This is a genomic window from Aquimarina sp. 2-A2 (assembly GCF_045505135.1).
Taxonomy (GTDB): Bacteria; Bacteroidota; Bacteroidia; order Flavobacteriales; family Flavobacteriaceae; genus Aquimarina; species Aquimarina intermedia.
Window position 1 is genome coordinate 145,544 of the sequence record NZ_JBJKFI010000003.1, and the last position, 26,139, is coordinate 171,682.

At 35.0% G+C, this 26,139-nt stretch carries 20 protein-coding genes and 1 tRNA gene; 14 read left to right on the forward strand and 7 right to left on the reverse strand.

The features are described 5' to 3' along the window. Positions 1 to 137: 137 nt before the first annotated feature. Together ACJRPK_RS08985 and ACJRPK_RS08990 are read left to right on the forward strand one after the other, a co-directional pair. A complete protein-coding gene (locus ACJRPK_RS08985) occupies positions 138 to 365 on the forward strand; it encodes a hypothetical protein (RefSeq protein WP_407139577.1) in 228 nt (75 codons plus the stop codon). Positions 366 to 520: 155 nt separating this feature from the next. Then, positions 521 to 940 (forward strand): ester cyclase, encoded by a 420-nt coding sequence (locus tag ACJRPK_RS08990; RefSeq protein WP_407139579.1) that lies wholly within the window; start codon positions 521 to 523, stop codon positions 938 to 940. Positions 941 to 1,688: 748 nt separating this feature from the next. Here ACJRPK_RS08990 and ACJRPK_RS08995 read toward each other — a convergent pair. Together ACJRPK_RS08995 and ACJRPK_RS09000 are read right to left on the reverse strand one after the other, a co-directional pair. Further along, positions 1,689 to 2,288: a response regulator transcription factor gene (locus ACJRPK_RS08995; RefSeq protein WP_407139581.1), complete on the reverse strand. Its 600-nt coding sequence runs from the start codon at positions 2,286 to 2,288 to the stop codon at positions 1,689 to 1,691. 304 nt (positions 2,289 to 2,592) lie between these two features. Further along, positions 2,593 to 3,096, reverse strand: a complete 504-nt coding sequence (locus ACJRPK_RS09000) for an asparaginase domain-containing protein (RefSeq protein WP_407139582.1) — start codon at positions 3,094 to 3,096, stop codon at positions 2,593 to 2,595. Positions 3,097 to 4,254: 1,158 nt separating this feature from the next. On the opposite strand from ACJRPK_RS09000, the gene ACJRPK_RS09005 reads away from it, so the two are divergent. Next, the gene (locus tag ACJRPK_RS09005; RefSeq protein ID WP_407139583.1) at positions 4,255 to 8,184 is read left to right on the forward strand and encodes a gliding motility-associated C-terminal domain-containing protein; all 3,930 of its coding nucleotides are present in this window, start codon (positions 4,255 to 4,257) and stop codon (positions 8,182 to 8,184) included. Positions 8,185 to 8,224: 40 nt separating this feature from the next. Next, positions 8,225 to 9,106: a type IX secretion system membrane protein PorP/SprF gene (locus ACJRPK_RS09010; RefSeq protein ID WP_407139584.1), complete on the forward strand. Its 882-nt coding sequence runs from the start codon at positions 8,225 to 8,227 to the stop codon at positions 9,104 to 9,106. Between the two features lie 210 nt (positions 9,107 to 9,316). Here ACJRPK_RS09010 and ACJRPK_RS09015 read toward each other — a convergent pair whose 3' ends face one another. After that, positions 9,317 to 11,734 (reverse strand): TonB-dependent receptor domain-containing protein, encoded by a 2,418-nt coding sequence (locus ACJRPK_RS09015; RefSeq protein WP_407139586.1) that lies wholly within the window; start codon positions 11,732 to 11,734, stop codon positions 9,317 to 9,319. Positions 11,735 to 11,956: 222 nt separating this feature from the next. Between ACJRPK_RS09015 and ACJRPK_RS09020 the strand changes: the two genes are divergently transcribed. The 8 genes from ACJRPK_RS09020 to ACJRPK_RS09055 all read left to right on the forward strand — a co-directional run bounded on the left by ACJRPK_RS09020 (position 11,957) and on the right by ACJRPK_RS09055 (position 20,967). Next, the gene (locus ACJRPK_RS09020; protein ID WP_407139587.1) at positions 11,957 to 13,000 is read left to right on the forward strand and encodes a sensor histidine kinase; all 1,044 of its coding nucleotides are present in this window, start codon (positions 11,957 to 11,959) and stop codon (positions 12,998 to 13,000) included. Beyond that, positions 12,997 to 13,719, forward strand: coding sequence for a LytR/AlgR family response regulator transcription factor (locus ACJRPK_RS09025; RefSeq protein WP_407139588.1), 723 nt, complete (start codon positions 12,997 to 12,999; stop codon positions 13,717 to 13,719). Before ACJRPK_RS09020 ends, ACJRPK_RS09025 begins: the two co-directional genes overlap by 4 nt. 72 nt (positions 13,720 to 13,791) lie before the next feature. Further along, positions 13,792 to 15,309, forward strand: a complete 1,518-nt coding sequence (locus ACJRPK_RS09030) for a leucine-rich repeat domain-containing protein (protein WP_407139589.1) — start codon at positions 13,792 to 13,794, stop codon at positions 15,307 to 15,309. Between the two features lie 99 nt (positions 15,310 to 15,408). After that, positions 15,409 to 15,702: a hypothetical protein gene (locus ACJRPK_RS09035; protein ID WP_407139590.1), complete on the forward strand. Its 294-nt coding sequence runs from the start codon at positions 15,409 to 15,411 to the stop codon at positions 15,700 to 15,702. 3 nt (positions 15,703 to 15,705) lie between these two features. Then, positions 15,706 to 16,140, forward strand: coding sequence for a hypothetical protein (locus ACJRPK_RS09040; protein WP_407139592.1), 435 nt, complete (start codon positions 15,706 to 15,708; stop codon positions 16,138 to 16,140). 188 nt (positions 16,141 to 16,328) lie between these two features. Further along, entirely contained in the window at positions 16,329 to 17,951 is a 1,623-nt protein-coding gene (locus ACJRPK_RS09045; RefSeq protein WP_407139594.1) for an ankyrin repeat domain-containing protein, read from the forward strand. A gap of 48 nt (positions 17,952 to 17,999) precedes the next feature. Then, a complete protein-coding gene (locus ACJRPK_RS09050; protein WP_407139595.1) occupies positions 18,000 to 20,276 on the forward strand; it encodes an ankyrin repeat domain-containing protein in 2,277 nt (758 codons plus the stop codon). 160 nt (positions 20,277 to 20,436) lie between these two features. Then, positions 20,437 to 20,967, forward strand: a complete 531-nt coding sequence (locus ACJRPK_RS09055; RefSeq protein WP_407139596.1) for a hypothetical protein — start codon at positions 20,437 to 20,439, stop codon at positions 20,965 to 20,967. Between the two features lie 360 nt (positions 20,968 to 21,327). Here the strand turns inward: ACJRPK_RS09055 and ACJRPK_RS09060 are convergent. Together ACJRPK_RS09060 and ACJRPK_RS09065 are read right to left on the reverse strand one after the other, a co-directional pair. Continuing rightward, a tRNA-Arg gene (locus ACJRPK_RS09060) sits at positions 21,328 to 21,401 on the reverse strand. A 159-nt stretch (positions 21,402 to 21,560) separates the two neighbouring features. Beyond that, a complete protein-coding gene (locus tag ACJRPK_RS09065; RefSeq protein ID WP_407139597.1) occupies positions 21,561 to 22,904 on the reverse strand; it encodes a hypothetical protein in 1,344 nt (447 codons plus the stop codon). A 352-nt stretch (positions 22,905 to 23,256) separates the two neighbouring features. Between ACJRPK_RS09065 and ACJRPK_RS09070 the strand changes: the two genes are divergently transcribed. Next, positions 23,257 to 23,769 (forward strand): adenine phosphoribosyltransferase, encoded by a 513-nt coding sequence (locus ACJRPK_RS09070; RefSeq protein WP_407139599.1) that lies wholly within the window; start codon positions 23,257 to 23,259, stop codon positions 23,767 to 23,769. A gap of 63 nt (positions 23,770 to 23,832) precedes the next feature. On the opposite strand, the gene ACJRPK_RS09075 is transcribed toward ACJRPK_RS09070, so the two are convergent. After that, entirely contained in the window at positions 23,833 to 24,651 is an 819-nt protein-coding gene (locus tag ACJRPK_RS09075; protein WP_407139600.1) for a hypothetical protein, read from the reverse strand. Between the two features lie 91 nt (positions 24,652 to 24,742). Then, positions 24,743 to 24,892: an SsrA-binding protein gene (locus tag ACJRPK_RS09080; RefSeq protein WP_148782671.1), complete on the reverse strand. Its 150-nt coding sequence runs from the start codon at positions 24,890 to 24,892 to the stop codon at positions 24,743 to 24,745. A 120-nt stretch (positions 24,893 to 25,012) separates the two neighbouring features. Between ACJRPK_RS09080 and ACJRPK_RS09085 the strand changes: the two genes are divergently transcribed. Continuing rightward, positions 25,013 to 25,966 (forward strand): calcium/sodium antiporter, encoded by a 954-nt coding sequence (locus ACJRPK_RS09085; RefSeq protein WP_407139602.1) that lies wholly within the window; start codon positions 25,013 to 25,015, stop codon positions 25,964 to 25,966. Positions 25,967 to 26,139: the final 173 nt, after the last annotated feature.

A 26,139-nucleotide genomic window follows, 5' to 3' on the forward strand; every position in this document is an offset into this window, starting at 1 on the left:
ACCTTTTTAAATGTTTCTAATTCTGTGTTAATCTAATTCATTGAAATAAATTAAAAGTTAGGTTCCTGATAATTGTCATATGAAATGTCGGCTACTCTATGTAATTTTTCAAGAATTATTAATTTAACTAAATGCATATGAAAGCGCTAGAATCCACATTGAAGGAGATCCTAGAACTTACCACAAAAATCGAGTATGAGTATCCCGAATTATATCGATTTTTAGATGAAAATCCTCAGGTGATACCTAAACATCGTACGATAGAGCAGGATGATTTTAATGAATATCTAAAGGGACTCAAGGATTTGTTAGATCGGTATGTCATGTCCAAAGGGAAACTCCGTGGATTGGAGTGGGAAAAGTAAAAGATCTACGACAGGATATTTCATAACAATCTTTACAATGATGACGGTGATAGCATAAATCTTTAAACCTATATTAAAAGTGTCCTAAAGAATGCTAATTCTCATTAGTGTCTGTATTAAAAAAAGTATTTTAAACAAAAAAATATATGGAGACAATGAGTAAAAAAAAGAACGTCGAAGCACAAGAAAAATTTGGCGAAGCGGTAAATACAGGAAATCTGGAATTAATTCGTGACGTTGTTGCGGATAATGTCAAGGATCATGATCCAGCACCAGATCAAGGACCAGGTCCGCAAGGATTTATAGACTTTTTCAGCGGTATGCGAACTTCGTTTCCTGACTTTGAGGTTGAGGTAGATCACATGGTTACAGATCAAGATAATGTGAGCTTTGCGTATACTGCCAAGGGTACTCATAAAGGAAATTTTATGGGATATGAACCTACCGGGAAATCTTTTGAGGTTCGCGGAATGCAAATTGGACGATTTGAAGATGGAAAACTTGCCGAACGCTGGGGAAGTACCAATCAGTTGGGTATTTTACAACAACTTGGTTTAGTTGAAGGTTCCAGTTAAACCTACCATACATACGATTTAAAAAAGCACGCGATAGTTTTATATATCGCGTGCTTTTTGGTTTAATTAGAGTACTTTATAGGTAAAAGCTATACTAATTTCCTGGCTAATAGATTGTCGTGTAAACAGTTTTTAGGATACAATTTCAATAGATAATCGGACACTTTATTTTTGACAAATAATCAAAGGTTGTTAGAATTGGTTTCGCTACTGCCTTTTTGATTCAAAAGTGTCCGATATCTCTCACTACTGAGGTTACAAAACACACACACAAATTCTTTTCTACTATCGAATACGTTAAAAAAGATTTTGTGTATATACTATAGGTTTTAAAAGTTTCAGATCTTGGATATTAATTCAATGAATACTATATCCATTTATACTACTAAAGTTGGTTAAAGTAAATTTTTATGAAAACAAGTCAATCAACGTGAAAGGGATCAAATAATTTCATAGAGAAAAATTAATGGAATAGCGTTGTTAATCGCAAGAATGAACGCAGGTGTATTTTACGAACAAAAAGTTATAATTTTCCCTTACAGTTTTAAAAGGTGTTTGATACTCCCTTAAGCATCAACCGTTAATCAGCTGGATAAAACTAAATTAAAATTAACTAAAGAACCCTGAATAAGTACGTATTTATCTACGTTAAAGCACGTAGTTTTATACGTGTTTGTTTTAAAATGGTAAATATTGGTGTATGAAAGATACCTGTCAATATATAATTGCTGTATGTAATGCTAAGAGGTCAAACGCTATTTTTACTGAATTTTTTATGAAATTCCTTTCTGTTTGTAGCTCCGGTTTTTTTGAAAATATTGGAGGCATGCTTAGAAACAGTTCTCTCTGCTATAAAAAAGTTATTAGCGATGGTTTTATAAGTCTTTTCTTCTAAAATAGAAACAGATATATCAATTTCCCGTGGGGTTAGCTTGTAATTGGCCAAAGAGGAAAATTTAATGTCGTTTTTTTCATTGCGAACCTTTAAGGTTAAAAACTTGTATTTTTCTTTGATTGAATGGATGTATCGATCAATCTCAATCGCAAGGAGCGCATAAAAGGAAACATTCATTATAGTAAAAGTAAGCCATTGATAATCACCTAGCATTGTCATAATGGGTAATAAGGTTATACCGCCTATGCTAAGTATAGCGAGATCCTTGCGCCGACGGATGTAAGGACAGGGTTCTCTTGCGGCTTTTACTCTTTTACAAAAAAGCCAGAAGAAGTATAGAGCTATAAAGGCTAATGGAAGGACAAACGACAGTCTTGCAATGGCTATAGAGTTGGTAATTGTATATGGCAATATAAACATCACAGCAAACAAAAGCGTAAGCCATATAGACATGTTTTTAATTCGGAACATAAAAATATTAATACGTAAATCATATTCTTTATAAATAAAATAGATAGTGTAAACGCATAGGGTAATAGCTACACTATATGAAATGATGTACTGTAAGAGAAGTAAGTCAGTAAAATTTTTCAATGGAAGAAAGCCTCCACTTGCATTGTATAAAATAAATAAGGTCCCGAGAATCAAAAACCTATCTAGCTTGTAGGATTTAAGAGCAACAGATCTAATGAAAACGAATAAAACGATAAATAAATCTATGAGTAAATAGAAAAAAGTTGTCCAATGTATTGATGTATCAAACATATCGATTAACTTTAAGTGTTTGAAATTTATTTTCATCCAGATTTTTATATACATCATACCATTCAAAGACTTTTCCGTTCATGGCAATAAATACACCTTGAGTTAAATGCATTAATGATGAAATAGCAAACCCCAAATTAAAAGAACCGTCTGTTCTTTTATCAAACCCTAAGACAAAAGCTCCTACCAGGACTATGGTTTTGTTAATTCTTAATTTTCCCAGATACTCAGCAGTTTCTTGCATGGTAAAAGTGCCATGGGTAATTAATATCTTATCATGTGGAGAAGTTTGAACCATTTGTGCGAGCACCTCTCTATCTTTATCTTTTATCAACCGACTGTCTTTACTGAATACTTTTTTAATCGAATACTCAAAAGCTACATTCGCTGTTTTAAAAAAAGAATCAATCTGTACACTATTCTCTTTACTTAAATTTTGATTATTCTCATAATCCAATCCTGCTATGGTGCCTCCTGTGGTAAGTATATGTATCATGACCAGTAGCTGTATAGTTAAAAATCTCCCTTAGAAAAACACGCTCTTTTAGTAATTGCTCCTTTGTAAAGTTGTCGGCGTATTGTGGGCATAGTTTACGCTTATGGACCTTTGAGTAGATGAAAGATCTAACTGAAATCAATATCTTTTCAATCTAAAATCAGCAGAATTACTAAGTTGGTGTCTTACAAACATAGAATTAAAATTTTAATAATCAAATGGTTGGCAAATAATTCAAAGAACTGATATTGTAAAATCTACACAAGATCTAATAAACTACCTAAGGTATTTTAATTAATAAGGCTATACCAGTGGTCTTTATATGTACGGATTATAAGAGTGTGTAATACTATAAAAAAGTGGTAAATCAGAATAATTTAAATTGCAGATTGTATAGCTAGAGGAATTCACTAGGAGGTTTATGAAACTTAAGCTAACCAGAGTATTTATTGAAGCACCAGAGTAAAAACGAATTAAACGATTCGAAAAAGGAAAATTTGCCAAAAGATGCGGAAATATAAATCAGTTGAAGGTTTTACAGCAGTGGGGTTTGGTTGAAAATTCTAAATGGAGGTTAGTTAATAGATAAATTGCTAGCATGTTCTCTATCCATCTGCCTGAAATCCAATGACTAGCCACCTAAACACCTCCTGAAATCTCTTTTTTTGAACATATAAAACGACTCAATACAAAAAAAATAGCTGTAATACAATTTTCAACTTGTTAAACAAATATTAAAGTATTAGATTGCGTTCCTAATAAAAGTTCCCTGATATAAGATGAAAACTACTATTTCCCTGTAATACCGGCACATAAATGACTAAAAAAGAGAATTTTGTAAAATTTTTATACATATGGCGTAGCAAATTTTAATTGCCTTCTAATCCAAAAAAGTTTTCATTTATAACAAATAGGCATATTAATTCATGATTGCATGGATATTGCCGAATAGAAGCGTTAGTAATTTAACCATTGCTAATTTTAGAAAAGAATACAAAAGATGGTTTTACGAAATACGCAGGTTGTGCTACTATCGATGATTTTAGAATAATTATGTAAAACCCTTTTGCTAAGCCGGATATCGCTATATCCAAAAATTAATAATTATCAATCATAAAGCCATTCTATATTACATTAGGTAACTAATACAACTACACTATGAAAAAATCTACTTATCTATTTGAAAATCAATGGACCGATAGTCATTGGAAATTAGTGCGACCTTCCGCACCACTATTACTACTTATCTTTCTTACCCTTGCAGTTTTTACCAATGTCCAAGCTCAAAATTTTACTTGGGAAACAGGTATAGATAATGGCAACACAGTTTCTGAAACCGTAAATGGTGTTACTGCTACGGTGAGTTCGTCTAGTGGGAATGTAGGGATAACTGACGCACGCGGACATGCTGGATCTACTGGAAAAATAGTATTTGAGGGTGAAGGTAGTGAGACTTTTACCATTGCTTTTGACTCTCCTTTAGATATAGAAAGTATTTTTGCTATTGACCTAGATAGACAAGGAGGAAACACTTGGGTTTTTACACCTACAGGAGGTTTTAATTCGGTAGTTACTGAACCAGTAGGTTCAGTTGGAGAAACAGTCACTCTAAACTGGACAAATGTAACAGTAATTACAATTACAATTACTTCAGGTGGTCGAGAGAATTACGGGGTTGACGATATTATTTTATCACCTCCTAACACAGCACCAGCAATAGGTGGAACCTTAGCAGGTCAAGCTGTAAATGACGATGCCACCATTGTTCCTTTTTCTACTATCACTGTAGCAGATGCTGATGGAGATAACCTTTCAGCAACGATTACTTTGGACAACAATGCAAAAGGTATTTTATCTGGTACAGGTTTAACCGGTACTGGTCCTTATACCATTGCGAGTACTACGCCAGCAAACTTACAAGCTATACTAAGAGCCTTGTCTTTTGACCCAACAGACAACCGATCATCAACCAGCGAAACAACTACTTTTACAGTTGTTGTAGATGATGGTAACGATATAGATACCGATAATACCACTACGGTTATATCAAGCGCTGTAGCACCAACCATAACCAGTGTTATGGTACCCTCTAACGCCACATATATAGCAGGACAAAATCTAGACTTTACGATTAACTTTGATGAAAATATAACAGCTAATACAGCAGGAGGCACTCCGCAACTAGCAATAACTATAGGGGCAACAACGCGACAAGCTACGTATCAAAGTGGAAGCGGAAGCTCGGCATTGTTATTTAGATACACTGTACAAGCAGGTGATCTAGATACCAATGGAATAGCTGTAGGGGCTTTGAGTGCCAATGGTGGGACCTTTAGAGATTCTGGAGGGATGGATGCTAACCTGACCTTAAACAGTGTGGGAAGCACCACGGCTGTATTAGTAGATGCAGCAGGACCTATTGTAACGAGCGTGAATGTGCCCGCTAATTGGACCTATATAGCAGGACAAAATCTTAATTTCACAGTAAACACTAATGAAAATGTAACGGTAAATACAGGAGGAGGCATTCCGCAACTAGCAATAGCCATTGGAGCCACAACACGACAAGCTGTTTATCAAAGCGGAAGTGGAAGTTCTACCTTATTATTTAGATACACTGTTCAAACCGGAGAACTGGACACCGATGGTATCGCTATAGGTACGTTGGCTGCCAATGGTGGAACCTTAAGAGACGCTGTTGGAAATAATTTGAATACCACATTAAACAGTGTGGGAAACACCACGGCTGTATTAGTAGACGCAGTAGCGCCCACTGTAACGAGTGTTACAGTACCCGCCAATGCTACATACATAGCAGGACAAAATCTAGACTTTACGATTAACTTTAATGAAAGTATAACCGTTAATACAGGAGGAGGTACCCCACAACTAGCAATAACTATAGGAGCAACAACGCGACAAGCTACCTATCAAAGCGGAAGCGGAACAGCTGCCTTATTATTTAGATACACCGTTCAAGCGGGTGAATTAGATACCGATGGAATTACTATAGGTACGTTGGCTGCTAATGGCGGAACATTAAGAGATGCTGCTTCTAATAATGCTAACGCAACTTTAAATGCTGTAGGTGCAACTACCGCTGTTCTAGTGGAGGCAGTAGCTCCAACAGTAACTAGTGTCACCGTTCCTTCAGATGGTATATATAATAACGGTAGCAATTTAACTTTTACGGTTATCTTTAATGAAAACATAACGGTTGATACTACTGGAGGAACTCCAGAGCTAGCCATTACCATTGGCAGTACAGTTCGTCAAGCAGTATTTAACTTCGCTTTTGGAAATAGGGTGTCATTTAGATACCGTGTTCAAGCAGGTGAATTAGATACGGATGGTATTACTATAGGAACTTTATCCGCTAATGGCGGAACGTTAAGAGATGCTGCTGGTAATGATGCAAATCTAGCATTGAATAGTGTTGGTAACACCTCTGGAGTGTTGGTTGATGCAGTGGCGCCAATAGTAACTAGTGTTACGGTACCCGCTGATGCGACTTACATCACAGGAGAAAATTTAGACTTTACGGTCAATTTTAATGAAAATATATTCCTTACAAGTACAGGAGAAACTCCTTCGGAGTTTAGCATAACTATAGGAACATCAACACGATATGCCAGATTTCTGAGTGCAAGCTCACCCACTTCTTTGATATATCGGTACACCGTACGAGCCGGAGATTTGGATACCGATGGAATAGCGATAGAGAATTTAAGACCGTATGAAGATTTCATAGGTGACACAGCCGGTAACGAAGCTGATCTCACATTAAATAGTGTTGGTAATACCTCTGCAGTTTTTGTAAATGGAGTACCGCCAACCGTAACTAGTGTTTCGGTACCCGCAAATGCGACCTATACTACAGGAGAAAATTTAGACTTTATGGTAAATACCGATGAGAACGTAACTGTAAATACTGTTGGTGGCACTCCGCAACTATCAATAATCATAGGAACAACAACCCGACAAGCTATCTATCAAAGTGGAAGCGGAACTTCGGCAATGTTATTTAGATATACCGTGCAATCGGGAGAGCAGGATACGGATGGAATAGTGGTAGGGGCCTTAAGCGCCAATGGCGGGACTTTAAAAAGCGCTATCGGGAATAACTTGGACACGACATTGAATAGTGTGGGAAGCACTATTGCAGTATTAGTAGATACGGTTGCTCCAACAGGATATTCAGTGGTCATAGATCAAAGTCCTATTAATGCAGATAATCAAACTTCAGTAAGTTATACATTTGACAACGCTGAGGTAGGTACTACCTATAACTACACTTTCATCACTTCTGGTGGCATAGAAACAGTAACCGGATCTGGAATTGTAGGTTCAACGGGAGCTACCATTACAGGAATTGATCTAAGCGGTTTGACCGATGGAACTATTACGTTAAACGTAACCTTAACGGATACAAGTGGAAATATAGGAAGTGTTGCTACAGATACAGAAACTAAGGATACGGCATCAACCGAACCAGTTACAGTAAATATTATGAGCACAGCTACCAGTCCGGTAACTGAACAGGATCTTCCAATCCTTATTACCATCACTTTCAGTACTTCGGTAATAGATTTTGAAGAAGGTGATATACTGTTGTCTAATGCATCCTTAGAAAATTTTGAAGGTACGGGAGATACCTATACGTTTGATTTAATCCCGACTGCCGAGGGTGTCGCTACTGTTGATGTTTCTGAGGATGTTACGCAAGACGCAGATGGAAATATGAATATAGCTGCAGCACAATTTGCTATAGATTATGTGATAGAGGAGAGCGAATTGGAAACACTATTAGTGCCAAAAGGATTCTCGCCAAACGGGGACGGAATTAATGATACCTGGGTCATAGAAGGGAATGGAGAATTGCAAAATATAGCAGTTAAGGTGTTTAATCGATGGGGAGCAGAGGTGTTTAGTGCTGAAAGTTATGAAAATGATTGGGATGGAACGTCAAATGGTAAAACTGTCTTAAGAGCATCTAACAAATTACCTGTGGGTGCTTACTATTATGTGATCACAGCGCTTACAACCAATGCAGAGCCAATAACCGGATGGATTTATATCAATTATTAATTCCAGAATCATTTATTCCCAAATTCATAAATAGTAAAAGATGAAAAATTTAAAATTCCTATATATAGTAATTATTTCGGTTCTGGGCTTACAAGTTCAGGCACAGCAAGATCCCCATTTTAGCTTATATAAATTTAACATGAATGCGGTCAACCCTGCCTATGCTGGAACTAATGGCAGTCTCGAAGGCATTTTTAGTGTCCGTAGCCAATGGACCGGGACACCGGATGCCCCGGAAACCTTTAATTTTAATGTGAATTCTCCGGTAGGTAAAAAAGTTGGACTTGGTTTAAGTGTTATTGCAGATAATGTATATGTGCTCAATGAAACTCATGTATATGCTGATTTCTCCTATAAAATTCCCTTATCAGAAACCACCAATTTATTTGCAGGTGTAAAAGCTGGAGGTTCCTTTTTAAATATTAACTTATCAGAGACCGGTGTGCAAAATGATCCCTTATTTACTGGTGATGTAAGTGAGTTTAATCCAAATGTTGGTGTGGGCTTTTATCTAAAGGCTACTAAATACTACATTACGGCTTCAGCGCCGGGGTTATTGTCAAATGATCGGTTTGAGAAAGAAGCAAGTAATCCTGTAGAAGCGAGTGACGAATTGCACATGTTTCTGGGTGGTGGATACGAATTTGTATTCAATGAAAATTTTGCTTTTAAGCCTTCTACGATGTTGAGAGCGGTAGCAGGCGCTCCTTTATCTGTAGATGTAACAGGAGCCGTTGCGTTTAAAGAAAGACTTGAGTTGGGTGGTAATTATCGCTTGGATGAGAGTTTTACGGTCTTTTTAACAGCAGGTTTTATTGATAATGCACTTACTTTTGGTTATGCTTATGAAAATGCAACCACGGATGTAAGTAATTACAATAATGGCTCTCATGAGGTAGTTTTAAAATTCAGGCTCAATTAAGCAAGAAGTATTTCAATTCAAAATAACAAAATTGCCCTCTCTAAATGTAAAATATTGGAGAGGGTATTTTTTCTGGTTCATTTGTGAGATTATACTGCTAGATTAAATCAGATAAACACTGATACCGTTATATTATTAATACCGTAATGTATCTGCGATTAGTATAAAGGAATAAGTTCTAGTAAACAATAGTTAATATTACAAGTTTTTCTAATTCAATCTTCTTTGTTCATCTTCAGATCCAGATGATCTCTTCTCTTTCTTTTTTAAATTGGTATTCCCTAGTGGAATAAATAGATTTAATCTAAAAACAGGCCCTTCTCCATCGTATTTCCAATCATACAAAATTCCCTGATCAGATAAGTCTGCTATAATTGGCCATTGGCTACTGCTATCAAATACATCATTTATATTAAGAGATAGCGCTGTACCGTTCTTAAATTTCTTCTGTACTCCTATATCTAGTCCGTAGCGAGTAGCTACTTTAGCCACACCTACATAATACGCTGAGGTATAGGTTCCGTTGATCTCTAATTGCCATTTTTTTCCTAAATCGAAACTATGGTTTGAGGTAATTGCCACATTACTGGCATTTCTTTCTAAAGTCTTACTGTCAATTACAGTGGATTGATTGCGGTGATATCCTATAAAACTATATCTGCTGGACCACCAATCCTTAATTTTCCAGGGGAAATTGGCCGATAAGGAAAAGATATTTCTTTTTAGGCCTTGTCCTGGTCTTATGATAGCCAATTGTTCCTCCCTATCTAATCCGGGTTGCAGACTTAAAATTGGGCGACGGGTATTAGAAAACTCAAAGCCGAAGTGTAAGCTTTTGTAACGATAGTCAAGTTTATACTGATTTGAGTTGGAGGGGATAAGGTTTGGGTTTCCGGTAAATAAGGTGTTTTGGTTAAAGAAATAAAAATAGGGTGCCAAACTTTGAAATCCTGGACGTTCAATACGTCTCACAAAAGAAAGGTTGAATTCATTTATTTCATTTAGCCTGTAATTCATATATAAACTTGGAAAAAAATTGCCCTTGTTACGATCTACAATGGAGCCTTGATTATCTGCATTAAGTTCTAGGTCATAGTATTCATAGCGTAGTCCTGATTTTAGTAAAAAGGAAGGATGTAATTGCCAGTCCAAGGATAAATAACCGGCATAGATCTGTTCGTTCATCGTAAACTTATCTGTAAAGTTGGGATCATCAACATAATCATTACTTTCTTTAAAAGCTACCTGTACCGTATTTTTAAAATCAGATACCGTTGTTTTGAACCCGGTTTCTATTTTAACCTCATCAGAAATTCCCAATCGTAAATCCCCTTTTAAAACGTTTATGTATAGTGGTGTTTCTGATAAAGACAGGAAATCTTCTTCACTGATTACAGAACCATTTCTAGTATTTAGAGCATTATAAATCGTAGGATTATCACGCTTAAAAGATATGTAATCATAATCTATAGTAAAGCTGTTTTTTTCAGAAAAGGCATGCCTTATATTGAAGTTTAATAGATTACGAAAGAGTTTGTTTTCTTCAATACTTGTTACAAATTGTTTTGAGGAACCCAATAACTCACTTTCTATAGTAGTATCAGAGGTAGCATCCATTTCCCAATCCCTGTTATTGAAGTTAAATAATAGTCCAACAACAGTATTGTTACTTAGATCATAGTCTATCCCTAATTCGCCTGAATATAATCCGGTCGTTGTATTTCTCTTGGAAAACAAATCAGAAATAACCCTTTCATTAGGATATACATAATCTGTCAATAATGAGATTCTTTGTATTTCATTATTCACATTAGCAGAGAGGTTAGCATAGAGGTATAATTGATTTTTCTTAAAGGTCATATTCATTGAACCCCCATATTTGATGCGTTCCCCATAAGCTACATTACCAGAAACTCTGCCAGTAAAGCCCTCTAGATTACTTTTTATCATATTAATATTAATAACTCCCGCATTACCTTGGGCATCATAACTGGCAGGGGGAGCTGTAATCAGTTCAATATTTTTAATATTGTCGGCTGGCATACTCTCTAATAAATTAATTAGATCTGAAGCTTCCATTCTAACTTGTTTATTATTGATCATAACTAGCACACCTTGCTTACCCATTAGATTAATTTCATTGGTCGCCCGGTTGATGCCAACAGAGGGAGATTTACTTAAGACATTCAATGCTGTATTACCTGCATTGGTCACACTATTTTGAACGTTAACAATTGTTCTGTCAATTTTTTGTTCAAACAAAGGCTTTTCAGCAGTTATAACAACTTCGGAAAGGGTTTCTGCGTTTTCTTCTAGAATAATTTCTCCCAAATCAATAGGGCTCTCAGATACCGGAATGCTTATGCTATAATCTCTAAATCCTAGAAATCGAACGCTTACAAGTAGAGGAACCTTTTCCTTGTAATCCATTTGAAAAGTACCCGCCTCGTCAGTGATAGTTCCTTTTACTAATGAGGAATCAGCAACTTTAAGAAGAAGGACATTTGCATACGGTATAGGTTCTCGGTTATCTTTTAAAATAGTTCCTTTAATCTTAGATTGTCCAATTAGTGCATTTGTAAACAAAAGTACTACAACAAAAAGTAGAGGTGCTCGATAATGATCCATGATGAATGTGATTTTTTATCCGAATGTATAGGTATTAAACATGTTGTTAGAAAGAAAATGCCCTAAGTCCTAGGGCATAGGACATACAACGCTGGTATTAATATAAATGTAGTTGGTATGAGAAGTTAGGTTTTATAAATGAATAAATTTACCTTCGGTACTTTATCGTATAGAATTGAATAGAAATATGCGTTACTTGTACCCGAAAATTAGATAGCTTATATGTTTTCTTTTGATAAAGAATATAAAGGTTGGAGCTTTGAGCGTGTTTCCCGTCATATACTATATTGGGGATTTTGGCTAAGTTTTTATTGTATTGTTAATGGTTCTCAATATGGCAGTAGGTACTTTGAATGGTTTTTGTTCGAAGCAATAATCATGACGGTAAAACTTCCGTACGCTTATTTTGTAGCATATTATTTATTACCAAAATTTCTTCCTCAAAAAAGATATGCGCTATTGGGAGTATCAGTATTGTTATCTGCGTTGTTGGCAGTGGTTTTCATGTTAGTAATATACAACCATTTTCCGTATACCATGAAAGCTGAAGAATCAACCTTATGGTCGGGAAAAACCTTTTACCGTATTCTAGATTTAATTTATATCGCATCCTTAGTAGTCATCATTAAGTTAGTACAGGAGTATTACCGACAAAAAAAAGCAAATACACAACTTCGAGAAGAAAAAATAAAAGCTGAATTACAGATTTTAAAGAATCAACTACAACCTCATTTTCTTTTCAACACCCTTAATAACATAAACAGCCTCATAATTTCTAACGATAACAATGCCTCTAATGCTGTATTAAAACTATCAGATATGTTGAGTTATATGTTGTACGATTGTAATGTAGAGCAAGTAATGATAAATAAAGAGGTTGATTTGCTTAAAAATTATATCCAACTAGAAAAAATACGATATGGTGATCGCTTAGATCTATCTTTTGAAGTATCTGGTGAAGTTCATCAAAAATCTATTGCGCCATTACTTTTGATGCCATTTGTTGAAAATGCCTTTAAACACGGAGTGGCAAAAAGTGAAAAAAAATCCTGGATACGAATCTATTTAGATGTAACTGGTGATGATTTATCCTTTATGGTAGAAAATAGCTTACCAGAAGAGTTTAATAACGATTCATCGCAGCTTAAAAGTGGGATCGGTTTGCATAACCTTAAAAAACGTCTGAAATTACTATATCCTAATCATCATTCGATTACAAGTAATACACACGATTCTTTTTTGATAAATCTAAAAATTCATTTATGAACTGTATGATCGTTGAAGATGAACTTCCGGCAGTAAAAGCCCTTGAAAACTATATTTCACAATTTGAGGATTTAAAGATTGTTAGTGTTCACAACAATGCTATCGATGCTATCGCAGAGTTGCAAAAAAATCATTATGACATCCTTTTTTTGGATATTCAATTGCCAAAAATGTCTGGTATACAATTATTGAATTCTCTAAAAAGCTATCCAGCAGTAATTTTAACCACAGCACATCGCGAATTTGCTTTAGAAGGCTATGAGTTGGAAATTACTGATTATTTATTGAAACCAATCGCCTTAGAGCGTTTTGCAAGAGCTATAGCAAAAGTATATCAAAAGACGCAGAAACAATTTGTCACTCCAGACTTACCTGTGCAACACGATACATCATTTTTTTCTGACCCTTTTATTTACGTTAAAAGTGAGCGGGAATTTATCAAGATTCTCTTAAAAGACCTCTTGTATATTGAAAGTATAAAGAACCATATAAAATTAGTAACTACTACAGAAAGTATTGTAGCACTAATGAGCTTATCCCATATTGAAGAAAAATTGCCTGAGAAATATTTTTTGCGTGTCCATCGATCTTATGTGGTCTCTGCACAACATATAACAAGATTTACCCAAAATAGTGTTACTATCCATAAAAAAAGTATTCCCATTGGTCGTCATTACAAACAACAATTTTTGTCATGGATGAATGATACCATTGTTTAGCGTCAATACACATACGTCAAATGTTTTATGAAAAATTGATACAAAATATTTATTTTTAAAACCCAACAAACAATGAACAACCAAATTGCATCGTACCCAATCATTATACTGCTAAGTATCATAGTATTATTAACATCATGTAGTAATGATGATGACAGAGGGGTGCTAAGCAACCAAAAACAGATTACAGCTTTTGTATTCACTTCTACAAACAATCCGGATCTGAAAATGGATATTACAGCAATAATAGATCAAGACAATAAAACTATTAGTGCTTCTGTTCCTTTTAATACAGATATTACTGTCCTTAAACCTGCTATATCAATATCAGCTGACGCTTCAGTTGACCCACAAACTGACAAAGTGCAGGATTTTAGCAATGCTGTATTATATACGGTCACCGCACAAGATAACTCTCAACAAGAATATAAAGCAGAAGTAATAGTTGAGGAAGTTAAACTAACTGATCGTGATGTTTTAGTAGAATTTTTTGAAGCAAATCCTAGTAATACTTTGGGATGGGATGTAAATGATCCAACTATGGATTCCTGGGGAGGTGTTACCCATGACAAAGGTAAGGTTACGGCTTTGTATCTTAGTAGTAGTAAGATTACATCGATTCCTTCTTCTTTTGGCAAGCTAAAAAATTTAAAAAGGCTAGTGATATTAAGGAACGAACTAACTAGTCTGCCTACTGAGATAGGAAATCTAGAAAAACTAACAACCCTTTCTTTGGTAAGTACCAAACTTACAGATATTCCCAAGGACCTAAGTGATTTAACTAATTTAGAAGAATTATCTCTTTTAAACAATAGGCTAACTTCTATTCCAAAAGAAATAGGAAATTTAGGAAATTTAGAAATTTTGCGAATAGGAAATGATGGGTTGACTAGTTTTCCTGATGAAATTGGCAAACTAGTAAATTTGAAAACACTATCATTAAAAGGTGAAAATATAACAATCATTCCTGCAACAATTAATAACCTAACAAAATTGACAGATTTATACTTAATCCTAAGTAATCTAACTAGTTTTCCTGTAGAATTACAAAACCTGACCAACTTGACTCATTTGGGTTTAAACTGCAAACTAATTAGTTTCCCTGCCGGAATTGATACTCTGGTTAATCTATCCTTTTTATCGATAACCGGTATTAATTTATCTAGTTTCCCTACAGAAATTGGTATGCTTTCAAATTTGACTACGCTAAGTATGAGCAATAATAACCTGAGCAGTTATCCAGCAGAAATTGATGCACTTTCAAATTTGACTACTCTAAATATAAAATATAACGATCTAACCACGGTTCCCACAGAAATAGGATCGTTTACAAACTTACAAATGCTGTCGTTATCTGGAAATGAATTGGTTAGTGTCCCTGTAGAAATAGGCAATCTAACAAATTTGACTTCTTTAGATATGGAAGAAAATAAGCTAGCTGCTATTCCTAAAGAAATAGGTAATCTTATACAGCTGGAAAACCTGTATTTAGAAAACAATAACCTCAGTGCTATTCCACAGGAAGTATGTGATCTCAAAACCAATCATAACACTAATATTTTTATAGACAACGAAGTATCCTGTATGTAAATAGAATCGTAATTTCTTATCAAATTGATTAATAAACAAAGGTATTGTAACGCAGATTACATCTTTGACCCATATATCACCAAAATTATAAAACACGAAATGAAAAGAATTAATATGCAAATGATTTTATGGTTAATGATTCAGTTATTAATCGTAATAGGTTCTACCTTTTTAAAAGGAGATGAAAGTTTAATCCTCTTTTGGATGACGCTACCATTTCTTATAGTAAACTGTATTGCAACCATTATCATACTATTTGGCAAGCCAAAAACAGGAAGTATTATATTTTTAATAGGCAGCATTGTATTTGTACCCATAGGTCTCATAGGTGTTATGGGAGCTCGAAAGACTTTAAATAAAATAAAAGAAGAAAAATTTCTAAAAACACTATAAATTATGGAACCAATCAAAGAACTTACATTAAATAAAAAAATGGCTAATCAATATCTTATTATGGGGGGCGTAGCGCTTCTGGTGGGTATGATTTTATTTGCATTAGCAGGTAATGGGATGCTTATTGGATTTGGAATTTTATTTATGATAATGGGCGGGTTGAATAAAAATTTGAAAGTAGTAACGATTCATAACCAGTACTTAGAAATAAAATTGGGGATAATCGCTTCAAAAAAACTTATAAAGTACAATCAAATTACAAGCTTCTCTATTGTGAAAAAAGTATTAGAACTACATTACATTGATGAAGCGAATAAACCAAAAAAAGTAAGAATACAAGTCAAAGCTTTAGAAAAAGAAGATATCACAGCATTAGATAAGGTATTGCATGAAAAAACAGATTTGGAAGGTACTAATAGTTTGATCTTAATAAAATAAAAGCTATAATTTTTCATTTCTTATTTCAGCAAAGAAGACGCTCCAACCTCTTTCTTATAGTCAATTTTACAAATCAAATGTATCTATACAAAAAAATAATTACGTCTTTTCTCATACTTTCATATCTGCTTTTATTTACAGGTAGCTGTATTTCGAAACAATCCATCCACGTTTTACAAATCAAGGAAGTGAAAAAAAATGACTCAGATATTACAGTCATTAAAAAACTGATTAAGAAAGGTAGCAATGTCAATTATGAGGATGAATCTCAAAACACATCCTTGCATTGGGCATCCTCCAAAGGACACCTGGAGATCTCAGAATATTTGATTGAATCCGGGGCAGAAATTGACAAAGTAAATAGCTATGGGTGTACATCACTGATCAATGCACTTAGAAATGAACACGTTGAACTAGCCAAGATGCTAATCATGGCTGGTGCTGATGTAAACAAGGCTGCAGCCAATAAAGACAAACCACTATTTTTGGCTATTGAAAGAGGATATATAGATATTGTTGAATTACTACTTTCAAAAGGAGCAAAGGTCAACTATGTAATCGGGTGCATTTATACTCCTCTGTTGATTGCGGTAGAGCGAAATCAGTTGGAGATGGTTGAAGTATTGGTTAATGCAGGAGCAGAAATCAATCAGGTAGCTCAAATTTCCCCACTTTGTATGGCTGCCAGACAAGACTACAAACCCATAGTCGAGCTCTTACTTTCAAAAGGGGCATCTGTAAATTTAACAGGTAGCAGTGGCATATCGCCACTTTTCGCGGCTTCATATAACGGTCATCTGGAAGTAATGAAAACACTTATAGCCGCTGGTGCTGATATCAATATGAAGGATAAATTGGGGGAAACGGCTCTTTATAATGCTGTTTCTCAAAATCAACTCAAAGTGGTCGACCTACTGCTGACGGAAGGAGCTAATGTCCTTCTCAAATATAAAAGAGACGAAAGAACGACATTGATACTCGCCGCAGAAAAAGGGTATACAGAAATTGCTAAGTCCTTGATATCTTTCAAGTCGTCTGTAGACACAGTAGATTTATTTGATAATACCCCTCTATTTGTTGCAGCAGAGAACAATCACTTAAAAATTGTTCAACTTTTGATTCAAAAAGGAGCAGATGTAAACAAACAAAACATGCTTGGTGAAACACCTCTTTTCAAAGCTTCAGAAAACGGACATCTTGCAGTTGTTCAGTACTTGCTAGAATCAGGCGCAAATATCAACATTCCCAGACTGGGTAAGGAAACTCCCTTATACACAACCATAAAAAAAGGGCAACCTGAGGTAGCTGGTTATTTGATTAAAGAAGGAGCTGATATTAATGCCGCAGATGAAAATGGAGAAACCCCTTTATATCTGGCTGTATTAGAAAGCAGGACAAAAATAGTGAAACAGCTCATAATTGCTGGAGCAAATATAAATTCAAATATTACATATGACCAGCCTATTATCCACATTGCAGCATCACAAGGAAATATGGAAATACTTACTATGCTAGTTGAAGCTGGTGCTAATGTACATACTATAGAAAGGTACTATGGAGCTACAACCTTGCATTCAGCTATAACATCAGTTAACCCAGAAGCAGTAAAATACATGATCAAGCTTGGAGTTGATGTTAATAAAACTAGTCAGAATGGAAGAACAGCCCTCCATTTTGCATGTATGATCAAACAGGAAGAAATGGTGAAATACCTACTAGCTTCGGGAGCAAATCCAACAATAAAAGACAGTATGGGTGATAAAGCTATTGATCTAACAAATGATCTAAAGATTAAAAAAATGCTAGAGTAATGCTACATCATACAAAAATCAACTAACCCACTATCTTAATTCAAAATCATGAAGGCAACCACCACTTTACTTTTATTTATTATTTGTTTCTACACGTGTAGTTATGGACAAGATGCAATCGATACTCAATTGATAAATGAAATCAAAAAAGAAAATCCTGATCCTAAAACTATAGAAGACTTAATTAAAAAGGGAGCTGACTTTAATTACAGAGATGCCGAAGGTGTGACCTCTCTTCTTTGGGCATCTGCTATTGGGCATACAGTTATTGTGGATAAACTGTTGAATTCAGGAGCAGAAGTTGATGTTTGCATTAAAAATGGACGAAGTGCTCTTCATTTGGCTTCTTACTATGGATATGTAGCTGTTGTGAAATTACTAATAGCAGCAGGAGCAGATGTAAATTTAAAAGATTCGGAAAGAAAAACAGCACTGATATGGGCTGCCTTCAAAAGTCATGTAGAGATTGTAACCATTCTGATTGAATCTGGCGCTGATGTCAATCATCAAGATTTTGAGGGATCTACTCCACTCAATAAGGCCGCATTGAAAAATAATGTAACAATCGTTCAGGAGCTGATTAATGCAGGAGCAGATGTAAATACTCAAACTTCTCAAGGGTTTACCCCATTATTGCAAGCATGTGCTAATGGTAATATAGAACTTGTAGCACTTCTTATTAAATCAGAAGCAGAGGTGAATAATAGTAGTTTAGATGAGAAGACGCCACTTTCACAAGCAGCCAGAAATGGACACCTAGAAATAGTACAGTTGCTCATAAAATCAGGAGTGGATGTAAATGATGGAAGAGAATATAGCCCTGCCTCTCATGAAGCTTCTTCTAACGGACATTTGGAAATTTTGAAAGTTTTGATTGCTTCAGGAGCCCATGCAAATCTGAACAACACTCTTTCAACTGCGATAGCAAATAACCATCTCGAAACTGTAAAATATCTGATAACCTTAGGTGCTGATGTAGGTACCTCCTTTTCTGAAGAGAATTCACCACTATACTTTGCCATTATTAATCGTCGTCTAGAAATCATTGAATACTTGATAGCTTCGGGAGCAGACATACACAAAGCCAATTCGAAAGGAGAAACACCTCTTAGCTTGGCTGCTAGCAGTGGTAATATAGAAATCATAAAACTTTTGATAGGCTTAGGGGCCAATGTGAAAGATTTAGCACTGCACTTTGCCATTGGACATAGTCGTCAAAGCACTATTAAATACTTAATAGCTGCGGGAGCAGATATCCACAAAGCCAATTCTAGAGGAGATACACCCCTTCACTTGGCAGCCAGTGGCGGTGAAACTAATATTGTAGAGCAACTTATAGATTTAGGAGCTAATGTAAATATTATCAACAAGGCAGGACATACAGCGCTTGCTTGTGCCATGAATTCTAGACATCATCAACAAATAGTTGATCTACTAATTACCTCGGGAGCTGATGTTAATAAGTCTAATTCAAAAGATGGTACTCCGCTTGGTCTTGCTTGTAAAGAAGGATATTATGCAATTGCAAAACAACTTATTGCTGCAGGTGCTAATGTAGATGGTGGTAGTTTAGATAGCAATACCCCTCTTCATAAGGCAACCCAGGGGAAATATCATGAAATTGTAAAATTACTTATCTCTTCAGGAGCAGATGTTGATAAAGTAAATAGTTTTGAGGAAACAGTTTTACATGTAGCATCTTATAGTGATCGTACAGAAATTGTAAAACTATTAATTGCTGCGGGAGCAACAATTGATTACCCGGATTCTGAGAAAGAAACACCGCTGTTCGAGGCATCCGACAAAGGATACCTGGAAACCGTTAAATGCCTGATTACGGCAGGAGCAGATGTGAACAGAACAGAGGAAGATCGATACACCCCTACATATATTGCATCCTACAACGGTCATGTTGAGACTGTAAAACACCTTATTAAATCTGGTGCAGATATCAACTTAAATGGTTTTGATAATGAATCTCCCCTTTATGTTGCCTCTTACAATGGACATACAGAAACAGTGGAAGTTTTAGTAAAAGCTGGAGCGGATGTAAATGAGCAAAAATCAGGAAAGATTACTGCTCTTTTAGGAGCGGTGCAACAAGGAAACTTAGGAGTTGTCAAGCTCTTAATTGGAGCTGGAGCTGTAATAGACATCGTAGATGACAATGGGGTCACACCTCTTCATCGAGCTGCATCTAGAGGTCATAAGGAAATTGTTGAATACCTGCTAGCCTCAGGAGCCAATGTAGATATGAAAGACAAATATGATAAAACTGCGTTTGATGTCGCAAAAACTTTGGCAATTAAGAAATTGCTGAACTAGACTTTTTTATTGTCATAATCTTATAGCAATATAAAAAAGTAGTACAGGACAATTATTAAAACATAGTTTTGACTACTAATAATTACTTTCATTAGTTCAATGTAAAAATAATATATCTAACACCAATGTGTTCATGGAACAAAATCAAAATAATCTACTTATGAAATTTATCTTTTGTCTATGCTGTTTGTGTATATCATTTACCAGTTGTAAAAAGACAAAATCTTTAGAAACCACCATTGAGTATGTGCAAACTGAGCCTGTTGAGCGAAGTAATGCAGAACTACCCTCTGCAATAGGGAAATGGAGACTTGATTCTGTAGTTTTTATTGATAATGGTATTAGAGGTAATGTACAGACACCTTTTACACATACATCCTGGATATTCGATAAGAATGGAATGTACATTGTTGCTTTACAGCAAGAGCAATTAGCGATAACACCACTGCAAGATAGTGTTAAGCAAAAATCATCTCTTACAGCAGAGATCCCGAAACAAGAATTTAATGGAAGATATCGACAGAATGAAAACGAATTAATAACCAATATTTTAGGTAGTAAAACAAAGTACCGTATCGTAAAACAATCTGATACAACATTGCAATTACAATCTCAAAGGTGGCAAACCCCACCCATATCTGAAAAGGAAGCGGAACAATTGGCTGAACATTATTTTACTTTTTTACAATAAGAATATATTTAAACTTTTTTATATGGCGAAAAAACCAGAGATAAAAAAACTATTGGAATAACTATTCTATGTAACTAAACTTATAATTAAGCTTATCGATCAATATATGAAAAACACGCTCTTATTCCTTTTCGTTTTACTCTATTTCTGCATAACCAGTTTCGGACATCACAGTTAATTAACAGCATTAAACAGGAAAAATCAGATAGTAAAGCAATAAAAAAGCTTATTAGAAATGAGTCCAATCTCGATAAAATCGATGTTGATAGACAAAGCGCTCTATATTGGGCCTCAAACTCACGTTTGGCTTTTTTATAAAATAAAGAACCACGTCTTTTGGACGTGGTTTCTTGAGTGATGTGACCTCGGCAGGATTCAAACCTGCAACCTCCACAGCCGTAATGTGGTGCACTATTCAGTTATGCTACGAGGCCTTTTTGCGGGTGCAAATATAACTGTTTTTATAAAGTAACCAAAGGAATTTAATTAATTTTTTGTAATTTAAAAATAGAGCCCCTCACCATTATTTTTTGGTTCAAATGAAAGATAACAGATAAGTGACTCTATAGTAGGAATTTAATTTACGCTATTACTTAACGCTTCGAAGAAGGTCTTGAGAGCATTTTTTTAGCTAATTCTGCTCCGATTAGGTTTTGCAACAGATTTCCTTGCTCGCCTTGCTTACCTCCCGATTCAAAATAAATTTGTGGTAATCTTAAATCTTTTAGTTCTCGGGCAACATTAACTGAGGTTTTGTATTCCCATTCAGCACGTTCTTGTGGTGTAAGTCCTGCAGTAACAAGTTTTGCGTTTTCATAAGATTGCGCGTCAGCCATTGTTTTTTGTGTTTTAGCTTTAAACTGCGCAACTTCATATTTTTTTCGCTCTTCTATAAGATTAAATTCAGCTACCTTGGCACGTGTCTCAGCTTCGATGGTTTTTTGAATTTGTTGCTTTTCTAATTTGGCTCGCTCTGTAGCTTTTTCAGCTTCTCCTTTAGCAGTTTCTTTTTGAGCGCGATAGAACTCTCGTTCTGCCTGTTGTTTCTCCAATTGTGTTTGTGCAACTTCTTCTTTTTGAAGCTGTAGACGCTTATCGAAGGTAGATTCCCAATCAATTTCGGTAACCACAGCCTGAATTACTGTTAGTCCGTAGGATTTTAATGAATTCCCTCTTTCTCGTACTGGCTCACCATTGATTTTTTTGATTCTAAAGCGTTTTTGCTTAGACTCTTTATTATTGGTGATTGTACGTATGGTCATACTATCCCCGATAGTCTCAACACTTTCATTAGTAATATACTCTTCGAGTACATACATTCCATTCTCTAATTGATCTTTAAAATATCGATCAAAATCAGAAGCTTGTCCTGAAATATAGTCCTGGGCATCCATCAATTTACAGGTGTTTTTGATAGATTGATCAATGTTTGGTATAATTCGGGATCGAATAAGGTTTCTTTCAGTCTTATTACGATCGGCCACCGATAAAAATTGATCCTCATCAACCGTATTGATACTAATAACCACAGAGGTAGCAATCCTAGCTTTAACAGCATCACTGAAAGCCCAATATTTAGCTTTGTCTACATTGGCGTATTGACTTTGTTCTCCAAGATCACCTTCACTATCAGGGATTACATATTTTATTGGTAATTCGAACTGAATAGGGATGAGACGTCCCCACATCTTCGTATGAATTCCTTGTCTGAAAACCGCTTTTTGACTCCCCCAAGGGTATTGCACCGCATACGCAGTACCAGGTTCGGCGTAGAACAATAATCCTGAAAGTACACTTAATACAAACCCGAACGCAATGAGTTGTAAACTTCTGGTTTTAGTAAACCAGGCAAGTGCTTTAGAACTGTTGAAAAAAGGAGTAATTACGAGACTTATGACTCCTATAATTAAAATTAAGATTCCGAAAAATGTTAGCATAGATAATGTTTAATTGGTTAGATATTATTTTTTAATTGTTAGTGTGTATCGATTAGTTTTTACATGATTTCTCTATTTTTACTAGTTGTTTTCTCAATATATAAGCAAGGTTATTGTTAACAAAATTTTTAGACAGCTTTTTATGAAACTTATTTTGTATTTATAAGTAAATTAATGATTATGGTTTCGGACTGTTTGCCTTGTACTTGTTTAAAGTTTTAAATTGTAGATTATAGAGCAATTTTGGCATTGTGTTGAAAGTTTTCAAGAGGATTTTTACCTCACTTTTAAATTATGTAGAGAGATTTCATTAAAAATTGTTTCCATTTTATATAATTCGTTATTTTGCCAGATGGATTTGAAAAAATATATCAGAGATATTTCTGATTTTCCAAAAGAAGGGGTAGTATTTAAAGATATTACACCGCTTTTAGGAAATGCAGAAGCTTTAAAAGTTTGTGTAGATCGTCTACATGCCTTGTATAGTTCCGGGCAAAAAGTAGATAAAGTAATTGGAATCGAAGCTCGCGGGTTTATTTTGGGAGGGATGTTGGCAGAACGCTTTAACGCAGGTTTTATACCCGTTCGTAAAAAAGGAAAGTTACCATATAAAGTAAAAAGTAAAGCCTACAGTTTGGAGTACGGCGCAGATGAGTTAGAAATCCATGAAGATGCCATACAGCCTGGAGATCGCGTGCTGATTCATGATGATGTATTAGCAACGGGGGGTACTGCAAAAGCAGTGTGTGAGCTAGTTGAAGAACTTGGAGGTGTAGTGGTGCAATGTAATTTTATTATTGAGTTGGATTTTTTAAAAGGAAGAGAGCAATTAAAAAAGCCCGTTGTGTCCTTATTTAATTTTTAATATATAAAAAACGCCTTCAAAGTCTTTTTCATTGAAGGCGTTATAAAATAAGTTATACGTTCATTAATTTTTTGTGGTCGCGATGATTGCTCCATCATTCGCTTTTTCTCCATATAAACTTTTAGCGGTCTCTGGTTTTAGAAAATCAACCATATCTAATTTATCATCTTTTGCTAACTTGTCCAAAGTCTCAAAAGCTTCTTCTTTTCCATCGATAATGATGAGTTTATCAACTCCCGGCTTATCTATAAAATGATAGCGTTGTTTACCTTGAAACGGCGAGATTGCCTGCCCGTTAAAGCTAAAATTTCCTTGTTCATCTTCATCAAAATCAAAAGAAAAAGAGTTTATTATCTGATCTTTTAATTCTTGCAAATTAATTCCTCCTTTAAAGAGCAGCGAATCAGCATCTCGATCAAAATCAAAATTAAAAGCGAAACCGTGATTTTGCATCAGGCTATCAATGTTTATGTGAGGATGTTTGAAAGGGGCATTATTTTTCCACGTGGTTATCTTTAAACTATCTTGATTGCTAATAAATAAACCACCCGATTTAAAACCCAGTTCGATAGCAGTTATAGGAACATTGGAGGAAGAAGTATAATTGGTTTTTGAGTTGCCTTTCTTTAAAACGATTGAAAGACCTGTTATTTCTTTTTGATCATTATGGGTTACATTCTTAACAAATAGTTCGATACCATTATCGGCAAAGAAAGCTTTGAGGTCATTAAGCTCTTCTTCCGTAGTGTCTTTGTTAATTACGGCAGTTACCTCATTGTTCTCAAAAGGTTGCCAAAAACTATTATTTTTTTCTACAACAGTAAACGCTGATAAGGAGAGCACACCTAGTACGCAAGCTCCTGCAAGTAGCCATCGTTTCATATCAATAGTATTATTTGAATTAATAAGTTTCTAAAATCAATAAAAAGACGATTCTAAATCAAAAATGTTGCAAACAATGGATGGTAATACACTATAAAGCTCGTTTAGTAACGAAGAGTTTCCATCCAAAAAGTAGCATTTGAAATTTTGACGCTTTAGATAAATCCAATTGTTTTTTGCTAAAACTTGGTAGAACTAATTTGTTGAGACGGGCTAAAAATTGGTAAAATTGTTTTTTCATAATACAAAATTAGTAATCTTTTATGTTATAGTAAGATACCCGGATGGTTTAAATAAAAGATAAAATGAAAACAACTACTTTAAATAGACTTATTATCTTCGCTGTCAAAATCCATTAAGCATGTTCTTAAATATACTTTATCTTTTTATCGGACTGGCATTATTAGTTGTAGGAGGGGAATTTTTGGTACGCTCCTCGGTTGCCTTATCTTTTCGACTTAAATTATCGCGTATGGTAATTGGTCTTACCGTAGTTTCATTTGCAACGTCAGCACCAGAATTGTTGGTTAGTTTACAAGCAGCATTGGATGGATTGTCCGATATTTCTTTAGGTAATGTTGTGGGTTCTAACATAGCAAATATAGGGCTGGTATTGGGAATTACTGCGTTGATTGGTCCATTAGCAATTGATAAGGACTTTTATAAGCTCAATTGGCCTGTGATGGTTGTATTATCTTTTGTACTCTATCTTTTTCTTAACAATGATGATGTATTGTCCACTACAGAAGGTGCTATTTTACTTCTTTCGTTATGTGTGTATCTGTTTATATTAATTCGGAATGCAAGAAAATTCTCAGCTGCAGTTACAGATGAAGTTGATGATACCCTGCAACAAACATCAAATTTTAAGATAGCGATTTGGTTATTGATTGGTGGTGCAGCACTCTATTTTGGTTCAGAATTATTAGTCAATGGTGCCGAGGCGATTGCTATTGTGATGGGTGTGTCTGAAGGGGTAATTGCAGTTACACTTATAGCAGTGGGTACGAGTGTTCCTGAATTAGCAGCTTCAGTAATTGCAGCATTGAAACAAGAAAAAGCAATTTCCTTGGGTAATTTGATTGGTTCAAACATCTTTAATATTGCTTCAGTATTAGGAATTACTGCTATTATACAGCCCATTGCCATCAAAGATGAAACATTAATGGATACCAATATTTTTTGGATGTTAGGCTTTGCTATGATTTTATTACCGCTGGCTTTTATACCAAAACGTATGGAGCTGGGAAGAATCAAAGGGCTTTTTATATTTGGAGCATACTGCGTATTTATAGCACTAGTTTTTGTGAAGTAAGCTTTCATTATTTGAAAATAACAAGCCTGAACATCTCGATGCTCAGGTTTTTTTGGTTTTAGTATAAAGGACTCTTTTATTTTTTTGTCATAGGATTAGGAAATAGCCATAGGTTTTTAAGTAGCGTTAATAATTATTTAACATAAATTATAAATAGATTGTGTTTTTTGATC

What these genes read in the sequence shown, in the direction of transcription:
- ACJRPK_RS09025 (WP_407139588.1), top strand. Translation starts at nt 12,997, where the DNA reads ATGAACTGTATGATCGTTGAAGATGAACTTCCGGCAGTAAAAGCCCTT.
- ACJRPK_RS09075 (WP_407139600.1), bottom strand. Translation starts at nt 24,651, where the DNA reads ATGAAACGATGGCTACTTGCAGGAGCTTGCGTACTAGGTGTGCTCTCC.
- ACJRPK_RS09040 (WP_407139592.1), top strand. Translation starts at nt 15,706, where the DNA reads ATGGAACCAATCAAAGAACTTACATTAAATAAAAAAATGGCTAATCAA.
- ACJRPK_RS09085 (WP_407139602.1), top strand. Translation starts at nt 25,013, where the DNA reads ATGTTCTTAAATATACTTTATCTTTTTATCGGACTGGCATTATTAGTT.
- ACJRPK_RS09000 (WP_407139582.1), bottom strand. Translation starts at nt 3,096, where the DNA reads ATGATACATATACTTACCACAGGAGGCACCATAGCAGGATTGGATTAT.
- ACJRPK_RS09065 (WP_407139597.1), bottom strand. Translation starts at nt 22,904, where the DNA reads ATGCTAACATTTTTCGGAATCTTAATTTTAATTATAGGAGTCATAAGT.
- ACJRPK_RS09020 (WP_407139587.1), top strand. Translation starts at nt 11,957, where the DNA reads ATGTTTTCTTTTGATAAAGAATATAAAGGTTGGAGCTTTGAGCGTGTT.
- ACJRPK_RS09050 (WP_407139595.1), top strand. Translation starts at nt 18,000, where the DNA reads ATGAAGGCAACCACCACTTTACTTTTATTTATTATTTGTTTCTACACG.
- ACJRPK_RS09055 (WP_407139596.1), top strand. Translation starts at nt 20,437, where the DNA reads ATGAAATTTATCTTTTGTCTATGCTGTTTGTGTATATCATTTACCAGT.
- ACJRPK_RS08990 (WP_407139579.1), top strand. Translation starts at nt 521, where the DNA reads ATGAGTAAAAAAAAGAACGTCGAAGCACAAGAAAAATTTGGCGAAGCG.
- ACJRPK_RS09030 (WP_407139589.1), top strand. Translation starts at nt 13,792, where the DNA reads ATGAACAACCAAATTGCATCGTACCCAATCATTATACTGCTAAGTATC.
- ACJRPK_RS08995 (WP_407139581.1), bottom strand. Translation starts at nt 2,288, where the DNA reads ATGTCTATATGGCTTACGCTTTTGTTTGCTGTGATGTTTATATTGCCA.
- ACJRPK_RS09070 (WP_407139599.1), top strand. Translation starts at nt 23,257, where the DNA reads ATGGATTTGAAAAAATATATCAGAGATATTTCTGATTTTCCAAAAGAA.
- ACJRPK_RS09015 (WP_407139586.1), bottom strand. Translation starts at nt 11,734, where the DNA reads ATGGATCATTATCGAGCACCTCTACTTTTTGTTGTAGTACTTTTGTTT.
- ACJRPK_RS09010 (WP_407139584.1), top strand. Translation starts at nt 8,225, where the DNA reads ATGAAAAATTTAAAATTCCTATATATAGTAATTATTTCGGTTCTGGGC.
- ACJRPK_RS09005 (WP_407139583.1), top strand. Translation starts at nt 4,255, where the DNA reads ATGAAAAAATCTACTTATCTATTTGAAAATCAATGGACCGATAGTCAT.
- ACJRPK_RS08985 (WP_407139577.1), top strand. Translation starts at nt 138, where the DNA reads ATGAAAGCGCTAGAATCCACATTGAAGGAGATCCTAGAACTTACCACA.
- ACJRPK_RS09035 (WP_407139590.1), top strand. Translation starts at nt 15,409, where the DNA reads ATGAAAAGAATTAATATGCAAATGATTTTATGGTTAATGATTCAGTTA.
- ACJRPK_RS09080 (WP_148782671.1), bottom strand. Translation starts at nt 24,892, where the DNA reads ATGAAAAAACAATTTTACCAATTTTTAGCCCGTCTCAACAAATTAGTT.